At 74.2% G+C, this 11,944-nt stretch carries 8 protein-coding genes; 4 read left to right on the top strand and 4 right to left on the bottom strand.

Features of this window, described 5'->3' with window-relative positions; genetic code table 11:
* From AB0H32_RS42620 to AB0H32_RS42605, 4 genes are all read right to left on the bottom strand, one after another.
* Positions 1 to 563, bottom strand: a 563-nt coding sequence (locus tag AB0H32_RS42620) for a hypothetical protein (protein ID WP_361133210.1), incomplete at its 3' end; no start/stop codon positions are given.
* Positions 556 to 1,284 carry a hypothetical protein gene (locus AB0H32_RS42615; protein WP_361133208.1) on the bottom strand — a complete coding sequence of 243 codons (729 nt, stop codon included), beginning with the start codon at positions 1,282 to 1,284 and terminating at the stop codon, positions 556 to 558. The genes AB0H32_RS42620 and AB0H32_RS42615, both read right to left, overlap by 8 nt.
* Positions 1,285 to 1,317: 33 nt before the next feature.
* Positions 1,318 to 1,842 carry a phage tail protein gene (locus AB0H32_RS42610; protein ID WP_067310862.1) on the bottom strand — a complete coding sequence of 175 codons (525 nt, stop codon included), beginning with the start codon at positions 1,840 to 1,842 and terminating at the stop codon, positions 1,318 to 1,320.
* Between the two features lie 34 nt (positions 1,843 to 1,876).
* Positions 1,877 to 3,736 carry a phage tail sheath subtilisin-like domain-containing protein gene (locus AB0H32_RS42605; protein WP_361133205.1) on the bottom strand — a complete coding sequence of 620 codons (1,860 nt, stop codon included), beginning with the start codon at positions 3,734 to 3,736 and terminating at the stop codon, positions 1,877 to 1,879.
* Between the two features lie 585 nt (positions 3,737 to 4,321).
* Between AB0H32_RS42605 and AB0H32_RS42600 the strand changes: the two genes are divergently transcribed.
* The 4 genes from AB0H32_RS42600 to AB0H32_RS42585 all read left to right on the top strand — a co-directional run.
* A complete protein-coding gene (locus tag AB0H32_RS42600) occupies positions 4,322 to 5,176 on the top strand; it encodes a DUF4132 domain-containing protein (RefSeq protein ID WP_361133202.1) in 855 nt (284 codons plus the stop codon).
* Positions 5,173 to 10,179, top strand: a complete 5,007-nt coding sequence (locus AB0H32_RS42595; protein ID WP_361133200.1) for a hypothetical protein — start codon at positions 5,173 to 5,175, stop codon at positions 10,177 to 10,179. Before AB0H32_RS42600 ends, AB0H32_RS42595 begins: the two co-directional genes overlap by 4 nt.
* Before the next feature lie 49 nt (positions 10,180 to 10,228).
* Positions 10,229 to 11,398, top strand: a complete 1,170-nt coding sequence (locus tag AB0H32_RS42590) for an AAA family ATPase (protein WP_361133197.1) — start codon at positions 10,229 to 10,231, stop codon at positions 11,396 to 11,398.
* 5 nt (positions 11,399 to 11,403) lie between these two features.
* Positions 11,404 to 11,944 (top strand): DUF5682 family protein (locus AB0H32_RS42585; protein WP_361133194.1); only part of this gene is annotated, 541 nt, incomplete at its 3' end.

Raw genomic sequence — 11,944 nt, 5'->3', positions numbered from 1 at the left:
AGCCACGACGAGCCGGACTGCGCGCTGGACACCTGGGTCGAGGAGGGACATGCGGCCCGCCCCGAGGGAGGAGCGGCGCCCGTACCCGGGGGGATGGGCACGGGCGCCGCATCCCGGTCCGCGCCGGATTCCGGGCCTCCCCGCCCGGAGGTGCGCGGCCCGGTCAGGGGCACCGGGCGGGGTCCCGGCGCGAGGGGCGCGGCGGGACGCAGCAGGGGTGCGTCGGGCAGGGCGGGCGGGGCGGGGCGTGCCGGCGGCTCGGCGGGGTCCCGCCGGGTCCGTACGACGGTCCGTTCCCGTTCCGTGTGCCGCCGGACCTCGGCGGCGGGGCGGGGCGCGTCCCGCTCCGGAACGGGTGCCGGTGCGGCGGAGGGCCACAGCACGGTGTCGGTGGCGTCCGGGTCCGCGGTGCGGGCCCGGACCGCCTCGACGCGTTCGAAGGGGCCGGGCAGCCGTGGCCGTACCCGGACCGTGCCGGGTCGCGACGCGGCGGCGTGCCGGGCGATCAGCCGGTCGAGGAAGTCGGGCTCCGCCTCGGGCGCCCGGGAGTAGGCGTCAGACATCCGCACACAGCTCCAGGTAGTAGCGGCGCCGCAGCGGGCTGAGCGCCAGGATCTCCGGTTCGCTCCAGCCGTAGGCGGTGGCGAGCAGGTGGACGTCGAGGAGCAGGTCCCTCGCCCAGGCGTCCAGTTCCGTCCACAGGTAGGAGGCGATGTCGAGTTCGGCCCGGGTGGCCGTGCCGCACTCGGGGCAGCCGATGGCGAGCGTGACGTCGGCGCCCGGGTCGGCGGCCTCGACGGCCTCGGCGATGCGCCGCTGCACCGGTCCCGGGAGGGCGTCGGCGGCCCGCGGCGTGCCGTCGTGCACCGCCGAGACCAGGCAGCGGGCGAGCAGCGCGGCACGTGGGTCCGCGGCCCGGGCCGCGGCCGTCAGATCGGCGGCGGCCGGCAGCCGGAAGGTGATGTCCCAGCCGTCCTGCGTCAGCCGTACGGCCGTCTCGGCCGGCCCGCCCGGGGAGCGGGCGAACTGGGCCGCGTCCAGCTCGAACTCCATGTCCGCGCCGCACGCCCGGCACTCCAGCCGCACCTGCATCCGTTCCCCGAACAGGGCGCGGCGCAGGGCGAACAGGTCGGTCTCGCGCTCGCCCACCGGTACCCCGGGCAGCGCCGCGGCGTCGAGGTCCGGGCGCGCCGTGCGGTGCAGCAGCAGGGCGCGCCCGTCGGGCGCCTCGGCGAGCCCCGCCTCCCAGGCGGCCAGCAGCCCGGCCGCCCCGGTGATCGCCATGTGTTCCCCCCGGCTTCCTCACCTCCCGTCGGGTCAGGCCGGGTTGAGGAAGGAGGGCTCCTCGGGCTCGGGCACCTCGTAGTCCCGCTCCCAGCCCTCGCACTCCAGCTTCAGTGACTGGATGGCCACCGCGTTGGCATTGGCGTCCATCTCACCGAGCACCTGGTACTCGCTGGGCCAGGTCCGGTAGAGCTTGTGGGAGACGGCGACCTGGCCGGCCTCGTTGAGGACCTGGATGACGATGTCCTTGCGGAAGTCGGCGAGGGACACCTCGGAGCCGAGCCCGGCGCCGACCTGCCAGACCTTGTTGGCCCAGCGGTCGAACTCGGGGTCGTGGGTGACCCCGCGCTCCAGGGTGATGCCCTCGAACTCGGAGCGGCCCGGCGACTTGCGCGGGGAGGAGGGGTCGCCGCCGTTGCGGTGCTTGACGACCTCGGTGGTGCGCTTCAGCGGGCTGATCTTGCTGATGCCGGCGACCGTACGACCGTCCCACAGGACCAGGAACTTGAAGTTCTTGTAGGGGTCGAAACGATGGGCGTTGACGGTGAACTCTGCCATCGGATTCCTTCAGCTCTCCACGATTCCCGCGGGCCTACAGCTCGAACTGCCCGGACGTCTGCTGGATTTTGACGATCACGAACTCCGCCGGACGCACCGGTGCGATGCCGACCAGGACGTTCACGATCCCGTTCGCGATGTCCTCGTCGGTCGTGGTGTCGCTGTCGCACTTGACGAAATAGGCCTCGCGCGGGGTGCCGCCCTTGAAGGCGCCCTGCCGGAAGAGCGTGTGCAGGTACGAGGAGGCGGCGAGCCGGATCTGCTGCCACAGGTTCTCGTCGTTGGGCTCGAACACCACCCACTGCAGGCCGCGCTGGAGGCTCTCCTCGACGTGCAGGGCGAGCCGTCGTACGGGGACGTACTTCCACTCGCTGTCGAGCGCGTCGGTTCCCTCCAGGGTGCGGGCGCCCCACACGGTCGGGCCGGTCAGCGGGAAGCTGCGCAGGCAGTTGACGCCCAGCGGGTTGAGCAGCCCGGTCTCGCGGTCGGTGAGGCTCACGGTGAGCGAGTGGACTCCGGCGAGCCGTGCCTCGGTGCCGGCCGGTGCCTTCCACACGCCGCGCTCGGAGTCGGTGCGCGCGATGACGCCGGCGATCGCGCCGGAGGGCGGGAAGGAGCGCAGCCGCCCGGTGAGCGGGTCGGTGAGCTGCAGGTGCGGGAAGTACAGGCCGGCGTGATTGCCGCGTACGGCGTCGAAGGCGGCGATCCCTGCGCGTGCCGAATCCACGCTGACCCAGGTGCCGGGCGCGTCGACGAGCAGGAACATCCGGCGTTCCTGGCACAGGCGCTGGGCGGCCGAGACGACGGTGATCGCGTCCTCGGTCTTCTCGTACGCCGCGAGTTCGGGCAGGGCGAGGAGGTTGACGTCGGCAACCTGGCGCAGTGCCTGGAGGCCGGTCTTGCCGGCCTCGGAGCCGATGAGGTCGCCGGGTCCGGGAGCCTCGCCGTCCTCGCCGCCGGCCAGCGGGAAGACGGGCGGGTTGACGGAGGCCTCCAGGCCGAGGTCGTTGGCGCACTCGCCGAGGAAGCGGACGACGTCCTCGGGGTCGGTGGAGCCCGCGACGACCTGGATGCGGCGGCCGAAGGCGGTGACCTCGGCGCCCGCGTAGGCGTGCTTGCCGGGGGCGTCGGGCAGGGCGCGCAGCTTGCGTTCGAGCAGCAGTGCCAGCTCGGCGACCGAGCAGGGGGCTTCGCCGTCGCAGTCGGGGTCGTAGAGCGTGAACTCGCGCTCCACCTCGCCGATCTTGACGGTGAGGTCGACGGCCAGGTCGGGAAGGTGGTGGCCGAAGGGCTTGGAGACGGTGCCGGACGGGTCCGGGCGGCCCTCGCCGACCGCCTCGACGCGGATCAGCCGGGAGCCCGCGTTGATCACGGTCTGCGCGTAGCGGTCGTCGGACGGGTCCATGGACAGGCCGGTGAAGCTCTCGCGGGCCTCGCCCCGGGCGTCGTGGACCGTCAGGTTGAAGGTTTCGTCGGGGCAGGGCGTGTCCTGGTCGACGGCCACGCGCAGGCCGTTGCCCCACACGCCGGGCTCCTTGGCGTGCACCTCGAGGACCGGGCTGTCGCTGTGGCCCTCGGTGGACTTGAGGGTGACGCAGGCGGCCTTGCCGCTGCCGGCCCTGGTGACGCGGACGACGACGGCGACGGTACCGCCGTTGCCGAAGAACTGGTGGACCGCGTAGCCGACGGCGCTGCGTGCGCTCAGGCCGCCGAAGCGGCGCTCGAACTCCGCGAAGCTGGTGACGCGTACCGGCTCGTTGAGCGGACCGCGTCGGGTGTGGCCCACGAAAGCCGTCACCGACGTGGTCAGGGTCGAGATGGTGCGGGTACTGCTGGGAAACTCTTCGACGTAGACGCCGGGATACGTCGGCTTGGCGGCGCTCACCGCGCTCATCGGCTTTCCCCCTCCTATCCCTGTCTCGGGCACCGGACGAAGGCACCAGGAGAAAGACATCGGAGGGAATGGTTCCGGATCGGTGCGGCAAGCGGCGGCGCCGCGCGATGGACGACAGCGGCCGAGCGCACCGCATCAGCTCCCCCGTCGGCGCCCGGGCCATCGACCGCCCGGGTCAAGCAGTGCGCTTGCGACTCCTGATGCTCTAGTGCTCAACCCACCTTGTTGTGTTCGGAGTTGACGCAACAAGACGTCTTCCGGCCACGCAAAGGAAAGGTTTTGTGAAGGTCAACTCCCGGCATCCGCACAGGGCACGCGCGCGGCCCCGACAGGGGGTGCACAGGTTGCGCACAGGGGGCGTCCGCACAGTGAACGGGCGCGCCCCCGCCGCGGCGGGACGCTGGGAGTTCGCACGGTGGCCGGTCCGAGCGGGCCTCCGAGGGCCGCGATTCCACCCGCTCCTCGTCCACAATCCGGCGTGGCCGGTTCCGTGGGGGTGACGGGCAACCGGGCCCCCGACGGCGTTGTCAGTGGCCTCCCCTAGAGTTCCCGTCACTTGATCACTGAGCATGCGGGGAGGCATGTATGGGGTGGGTTGCGGCCGGCGACTACGAGGTCGCCCTCGACGGCGGAAAGGTGGTGTGCCGCAACGCGGCCGGACGACGGCTGAAGTCCGTGCCCGCCAAGCTCGCCGACGATCCGGCGGTCATGGGACTCAGGCAGCTCGCCGAGTGGCTGGAGCGCCACGAGCGGCAGTGCCTGGCCGATGCGGAGCGGTGGATGGTCCGCTCGCTGCCGGTGCCGCTCGCCGTCGTCACCCGCATCTGGCCGGACCCCGCCTGGCAGGCCGCCCTGCGCGACCTCGTCGTCACCGGCGCCGACGGGCAGGTCGCCGGCTTCCTGCGGGACGCCGACGCCGAGCGTGGTCTCGGCCTCGTCGACCTCGACGGCGACACCGTCCGTATCTCCCCAGACCTCGTCCGCATCCCGCACCCGGTCCTCCTCGACGACCTGGAAGAGCTGCGGGAGTTCGCCGTCGAGCTGGGCGTCGAGCAGCGCGCCCAGCAGCTCTTCCGCGAGGTCTGGCACCGCCCGGCCGGCCTCGACGCCGAGGGCACCCAGGTGGAGGAGTACGCGGGCGGCTCGTACAAGGAGCTGCGCTTCCTGCACGGCAGGGCGACCCAGCTCGGCTACCGGGTGCGCGGCGGACACGCCGTGTGCTCCGTCCTGGAGGACGGGCGAGGCATCGAGGCCCGCGTCTGGGTCGGCGACTACGACAGCTGGGAGGAGACCGAGACCGGCCCGCTGGTGTGGGCCGATCCTTCCGGACGCGTGCTGAAGCTCGGTCAGGTGGGGCCGGTCGCCTGGTCGGAGGGCATGCGCATGGCGGCCTCGCTGTACGCCGGGCGGGACATCCAGGACGAGGAGCAGGCGGCATGACGGCCACCACCGGGTACGACGAGACCACCGCGGCCGCGCTGCTGGACGCCGGCGCCGTACTGCCCCCGGGCAGCACCACGCGCGAGGACGCCGACAGCCTCACTGCCCGCACCTACACCCATCCCGCCCTGGACGACCGGCAGGTGGTCCGCCTGGTGCCGGGCACGCTCGGCGAGGCCGAGGACCTGGCGCTGGAGTTCCTGGGCCTGGCCCGCGATCCGGAGGCCCCCGAGGTCGGGCAGGTGCGCAAGGAGACGCTGGGCTTCCCGGCCTGGGCGCTGGTGAACGACCCGGCCAACGGACACCACGCCCTCGCCCTGGTCAAGGACGTCGAGCGGCTCGCCCGGCAGGCCAAGTCCCGTCCGGGACACGCCAAGGAGGGCTTCGAGGCGCTCGGCGAACGGCTCGGCCGGGCCGTGCCGCACTTCCTGCCGACCTTCTACGAGCAGGCCGCACGGGTCTTCCTGCAGCACGAGAACACCACGTACGCCGCCGCCTTCTTCGGCAAGGCCCGCGAGGCCGAGCGGGTGCACGCGCTGACCGTGGACGAGGAGCGGCAGCGGGCGGTGTTCCTGGAGTTCGCCTTCGCCGGAGCGCTGACCGTCAAGGCCCTCAAGGAGCATGTGAAGGACCTCGCCACGCGTCTCGACCCGGCCGCCGCATGGGACCAGTTCCGGCAGCTGACGGTCGAGCGCTGCGCGGCCGGCATGCCGCCGTACGCCTCGCTGCCGCAGGACGCGCGCGGTCTGATCAAGGCGGCGGGCCTGGACCGGGCCACCGAGGAGTGCGCCCTGGTCGCCGACCTCATCGCCTCCCCCGCCGCCGTCCGCGCGCCCGCGTCCTTCTGGAACTCCTACCGCGCCCTGCTTCCCGTCCTCGCCGAGAGCCGGCCTGCCGTGCGCGCCCGCCTGCTGGAGATCATGCCGGCCGGACTCGGGCGCGAGGTCGAGGACGACGAGTTCTGGCTTGCGCTGCTCGCGAAGTGCGGGGCCGAGCGGCTGCTGACCGACGCCGAGGCGGCTGCGGAGCACGGCGTCGATCCCGCCGACTGGCTGAGCCGCTGGGCCGCCTTCCGCAAGCACGGCGGGTCCGTCTCGCGCCGCTCCCCCGGCACCCTGGCGCTCGTGGAGCGGATGGCTCCGCAGCTGCGCACCGCCGGGCGGGCCGTGGACCTGTTCACCGGCCGCTGGCACGCCGGTGCCGACCTCGACCTGCTGGACCTGTGCGTGACCGAGAACGTCCCGCTCACGGTGCCGGGCCCCGGCGTGAGCATGAACGTGTTCCTGCCGCTCACCAGTTGGCTGAAGGACACCCGGGACGGTCGACGGAACCTGGTGGCCGTCGGGGCCGACCCGCGCCTGCGGCGCCTGCTGCACCAGGCCGTCGACGCGGTCGGCAAGGACGCGCAGAGCCACGAGCTGCTGAAGACCGTCGCCGCCCACCCCGTGCTCTCGGTCGTGCTGCACGAGTGGCTGGACGAGGCCGCCGGGAACTACACGCGCGCGACGGGCCTGCCCGGCGCCCGTGCCGCGCTGGACCGGCTGCGCCCCTTCCGGTCGATCGCCTCCGAGGTCAACGCGGACGCCGCCGCCCGGGTCGCCGGTCACCCGGTCGCGCCGCTGCTCGGCCGCACCCTGCGCGCCGGCATCCTGGACGAGCTGGGCTGGCCCGCCCTGGACGAGGCCTTGGCACTCCTCGACGCCGAGACCAGGAAGGACGAGGACAACACCCTGACGGTCCACGAGGCCTGGCCCGCGCTGATCCTGGTGCGCCGGCACAAGGCGGTCGTGGTCGGCCCGGAGCAGGTGCTCCTGGACCACGACCTGCGGCTGCCCCAGGGGCTGAACCGCTGGCAGCGCCCCCGGTTCCGCTATGCGGACGGGGAGTTGCTGGTGATGTGGCGCAAGGACGCCAAACAGTACGGCTACTGGTCGGCCCGGCCCGCGGAGGTCTTCGAACTCGGCGGCGAGCAGCTGTCCTCCTACTGGACCGGGAACGAGGTCGGCGCCCCTTCGATCCCGCTGCCCGGCGGCGGACGCGCCACCGGCGGCCGCACCCTGCACGCCGGGGACACCGTCCTGCCGCCGAGCCGTGACGTGATCGGCGACGGCACCACGCTGTGGCGCCAGGGCAGGCAGGGCGTGCAGACGGTGTGGCTGGAGTACGACCCGGCCACCGGCACGCACGGCCGCGCCTCCCTGCCCGCGCTGCTGCGCTCCGGCATCCGCGAGGACGCCTCGCTGCTGCCGCGCTCCTGCGAGGTGCTGCCGCTGCAACCGGGCCTGGAGAACAGCCCGTTCGGCACCGACGGCACGGTGCTGGGCCGCTGGGTGCGCCTGGAGGGCGAGGGGGACGAGGCCCGCAGCGTCGCCGGGACACCGGACGGGCGCACGGTCTCCGTGACCGCGTACAACGGCCGGGCCGGCATGGTGCCGCTCGGGGCGCTGCGGCTGCCCGGGGGCGCCGCGCCGGTCGCCGTGCAGATGCACCGCCGGGTGGGCCTGTTCACCGCCGAGGACACGTCCCCGGGCGGGGAACTGGGCTCGGTGACACCGGTCGACGACCGGGGCAGCGACTTCGCCGCCGGAACACGTCTGGTGCCGCCCCTCGCCTTCTGGCACGCGCTGCGCCCGCGCGACGAGCAGGGCTCGGCCGTGCTGCGCGCCCTGACCGACGAGCACGCCGCCGAGGTGCTGCGGGTGACGGCGCTGGCCCTGCAGGGACGACGGCAGGCGCTGACCGACGCCGGCTCGGACGAGGCCGCCAGGGCCGCCGTGCCGTCCGCCTATCACGTCACTCTCGGCGCCGTCGCGCCCACCCTGTCCGACTGCACCGACGGCAGGCTGCTCACCGGTGTCGCCTCGCTGGTGCGGGTGGCGCTGCGCATCTCCGAGTCGGCCACGGCCTTCGCGGCTCCACCCCAGGAACGGCCGCACAAGCCCCACGGGACCGAGGAGATGTTCGCCGACTACCAGCCGCAGCACGGCGACGACCGCACCCTGCACGACGCAGTGGCCGGGATCATCGGCCTGAACGGCTGGTGGTACCGGGAGCGGTGGAGCGCGCTGCGCCAGATCCGGGCGGTGAACCACGTGCTGGCGGGCAGGCCGGCCGAGGGCAGGCGACTGCCCGGCCTGGAGCGCCTCGGCGCTCTGGGCGACGGCTGGGTCGGTGACGAGCACACCGTCCCCGGGATCGGGATGGTGTGGCCGCCGGTACTGGGCACCCTGCGGGCCCTCGCGCTGCGGGCCGCCTCGCCCGCCCTGACCGATGCCGGGCGGGAGCCGCTGCTCCTGCTGCTGGAGGCCGTCGCCGAAGGACCGCTCCCCGCGACCGACGGCACCCTGCGCGAGATCGTGCTGGTCGAGCCCCACGACAAGCAGGAGCGCGCCGGCCAGGTGCTGCGCCGCGACGGCCGGACGGTGGTGATCCTCGGCTGCCAGAGCGTCGACAGCGAGCGGGACCGCGTGCGCTGGCTGGCGTTGGACCACGACCCGTCCGGCGCGTTCGGCGCGATCGCCCACTTCGTGCTGGAGAGCGAGGTCCGGCACGCCCCGGCGATCTCCGCCGACGACCTCGCCACCGTCCTGCGGCTGGTCCGGGACAAGGGCGCCGCCCCCTGGCGGGCCGAGGCGGTCGAGGCGCTCGTGAAGGCCACCCGCGGCGGGCTGGGGCCGCTCCAGGCCACCGTGCTGTCGGCCGGCCTGCCGCCGTCGCCCGATGCCGAGGGACTGGCCGTCCTCGGGCTCAAGCCCCGGCAGAACGAGTTCGCCTGCGGCAGGGTGAACAACCTGGGACCCGACGAGCGAACGGCCCTGCTGGGCGCCCTGCTGCCCGCGGACCCCGCCGACCTGTGGACCACCGGACCGGACACCGAGGCCGCCGGCCGGGTGTGGGCCGAGCGGCTCGGCTCGCTCGTCCGCGTGCCCGAGGACCTCAGCGCCGATCTCGCCGGCATGGGTGCGGGATACGCCGAGGAGGTGCTCAACCCCGCCCGCACCCCGTGGCTCGCCCGCACCACGGTCCTGCGGCCCGACCCGGAGGGCAACCTGGTCTGGGCGGACCCCTCGGCGGTGCCCGGCCGGCACGACCTGTCGGCCGCCGTGAACGCCCTGGCCGCGCTGGCCTACGTCCTGCCGTACGGCCATCCGCTGCGCGCGGCCCTGCCCGAGGGGCTCGCCGCACTGCGCCGGCGCATGACCGACCCCGAGCTGCTGCTCGACCTTGACGTCGAGTGGACGGAGAAGGGCGGCTCGACCGCCGTCGAACTGCGCAAGGCCTACGGCCTCCCGGAGACCGGCGGCTCCGACGCGCGCGGTCTCACGCGGGTCGGCGAGGCGATCGTGCTGCGTCCCTGGTACCGCGACACGGAGACGGTCCTCATCCGACCCGCCGCGCTCAGCGGGCCCGACGACGCCGTGTTCGGGCTGCTGGACGGCCTGGTCGGCGACGCGCGCGCCCACGGTCCGCGGATGCTGCGCACGCTCCTCGGTGAGGAGCTGGCCCGGGCCGTCGAGGCCGGCCTCGGCACCGAGGTCCCCCCGGGTCACGCCCAGGATCCGGCCGTCAGCGCTCCCGCCCTCGTCGCCGAGGTCGCGGCGGCGCACGGACTGGGCGAGGACGCGGCGGTCCTCTACCTCCAGCTGCTGGCGCTGCCCGATCCGACGGACCGCAACTGCGCGCGCTGGACCGGCTGGAAGCCCGCCCGGACCAAGAAGGCACGGGCGGAACTGGCCGCGACGGACCTGGTCGTCGAGGCCAAGCGGTCGCGCGCCGGGCGGACCCTGTTCCTGCCCTGCGGCTGGCGCGACCTGAAGTCGCCCGCGCTGCCGGTGGAGATCTGGAAGGAGGGCCTGTACCCGGTCCTCGACCGGCGACGCGCCCTGCCCCTGCTCGCGGTGCCGGAGCTGTTCGCGCGCGCCTGGGACCGCGTCCGCGCCGGGGACGCCCCGGCGTACGAGGAGCTGACCACGCGGGCCACGCGCAGGGGGCGGCGCCGATGACCCTCCACCCACCGACCACCACTCGCACCACCCCGAAGGACACCAGCCGATGACCACCGTCCTCGTTCCCGACACGACCCGTCAGATCGTCCCGCCCGAGGACCTGTACGCCGCCGAACTCGCCTTCCTCGCCGCGTACGACACCGGGCCGCGTCCGCCCGCGTGGCACCTCACGCCCCGGGCGGTCGTCACGTTCGTCATGGGCAGCGGCGGGCAGGCGCTGCGGCTGCCCGAGGACGCCGAGGTGCCGGACGGAGTGCCACGGCGTCTGGTGGTCGAGGGGAAGTTCGTCGGCGACCGGGCTCTGGTGGAGCGGTGTGTCGTCACGCTCGCCGGTGAGCGGGGGCTGCTGCTCGTCGGCGAGCCCGGCACCGCCAAGTCCCTGCTGTCCGAGCTGCTGTCGGCCGCCGTGTGCGGGACCAGCGGCCTGGTCGTGCAGGGCACCGCCGGCACGACCGAGGACCAGCTCAAGTACGGCTGGAACTACGCCCTGCTGCTCGCGCAGGGGCCCAGCCGCAAGGCGCTGGTGCCGTCGCCGGTGCTGACCGCGATGACCCGGGGTGCGATCGCCCGGGTCGAGGAGGTCACCCGCTGTCTGCCCGAGGTGCAGGACTCCCTGGTGTCGCTGCTGTCGGAGCGGCGCATCGCGGTGCCCGAACTGGCGGGCGGCGAGGACGCGTTGGCCCACGCGGCGCCCGGGTTCAATCTCATCGCCACCGCCAACCTGCGGGACAAGGGCGTCTCGGAGATGTCCGCCGCGCTCAAGCGCCGCTTCAACTTCGAGACCGTGGGCCCCATCCCGGACCTCGACGCCGAGACCGCGCTGGTGCGCCGCCAGTCCAGGGCCTCGGTGGAGCGGGCCGGGGCTCCCTTCCAGGTCGACGACGCCGTGCTGGAAGCTCTGGTCACCGCGTTCCGGGATCTGCGCGAGGGGCGGTCGGCGGAGGGCTGGGAGGTGGAGCGGCCGTCCACCGTGATGAGCACCGCGGAGGCCGTGTCGGTCGCTGGCGCGCTGGGCCTGGCCGCGGCGTACTTCCCCGGTGACCGCGACGTCCTCGGCCTGCTCCCGGGACATCTCCTCGGTGTCGTGCGCAAGGACGACCCGGCCGACGCGGCCCGGCTGCGCGGCTACTGGGACGGTCCCGTCCGGCGCCGCGCAGAGCAGGGCTCCGCCACCTGGCGGACCCTGTGGGACCTGCGTACGGTCCTGGAGGGCTGAAGGCCGTGCCCCACGCTTCTCCCGAGGCGGCCGCCCTGGCCCTCACCGACCCGGCGGCGCCCTATCTCATCGGCGTACGGCACCACGCGCCGTCCCTGGCCGCGGCCGTGCCGGCGCTGCTGGATGCGGCGAAGCCGGACGTCCTGCTCGTCGAGCTGCCCGCGGAACTGCAGGACTGGGTGCCCTGGCTCGCCCACGGGGAGACCCGGGCGCCGGTCGCCCTCGCCGCCGCACCCGGCGACGGGATCGGGGGCCCGGCGTTCTATCCCTTCGCCGACTTCTCACCGGAACTGGCGGCGGTGCGGTGGGCGGCACGGCACGCCGTACGGGTCATCGCCTGCGACCTGCCGCTCGCCGACCGGGCGTGGCACGGCGGGAACCTTCCCGACGCGCCCGGCACGGACACGGAGAGCCGTTCGGAACCGGGCGGACGGGCGCCGGGCGGAGCCCCGGACACGGGTTCGGAACGCGGCTGCGAGCCGGGCGGACAGCGGCCGACCGGCACGGGCGGCACCGGTACGGGACACCGGGCTCCGGGCGCGGCCG

Origin of the sequence: Streptomyces sp. NPDC020362 (assembly GCF_040642095.1) — a bacterium.
Classification (GTDB): domain Bacteria; phylum Actinomycetota; class Actinomycetes; order Streptomycetales; family Streptomycetaceae; genus Streptomyces.
This window is presented reverse-complemented; position numbering and strand designations above follow the sequence as displayed.

Coding starts and splice junctions, on each gene's coding strand:
- AB0H32_RS42615 (WP_361133208.1), bottom strand. CDS start 1,284: ATGGCGATCACCGGGGCGGCCGGGCTGCTGGCCGCCTGGGAGGCGGGG.
- AB0H32_RS42610 (WP_067310862.1), bottom strand. CDS start 1,842: ATGGCAGAGTTCACCGTCAACGCCCATCGTTTCGACCCCTACAAGAAC.
- AB0H32_RS42605 (WP_361133205.1), bottom strand. CDS start 3,736: ATGAGCGCGGTGAGCGCCGCCAAGCCGACGTATCCCGGCGTCTACGTC.
- AB0H32_RS42600 (WP_361133202.1), top strand. CDS start 4,322: ATGGGGTGGGTTGCGGCCGGCGACTACGAGGTCGCCCTCGACGGCGGA.
- AB0H32_RS42595 (WP_361133200.1), top strand. CDS start 5,173: ATGACGGCCACCACCGGGTACGACGAGACCACCGCGGCCGCGCTGCTG.
- AB0H32_RS42590 (WP_361133197.1), top strand. CDS start 10,229: ATGACCACCGTCCTCGTTCCCGACACGACCCGTCAGATCGTCCCGCCC.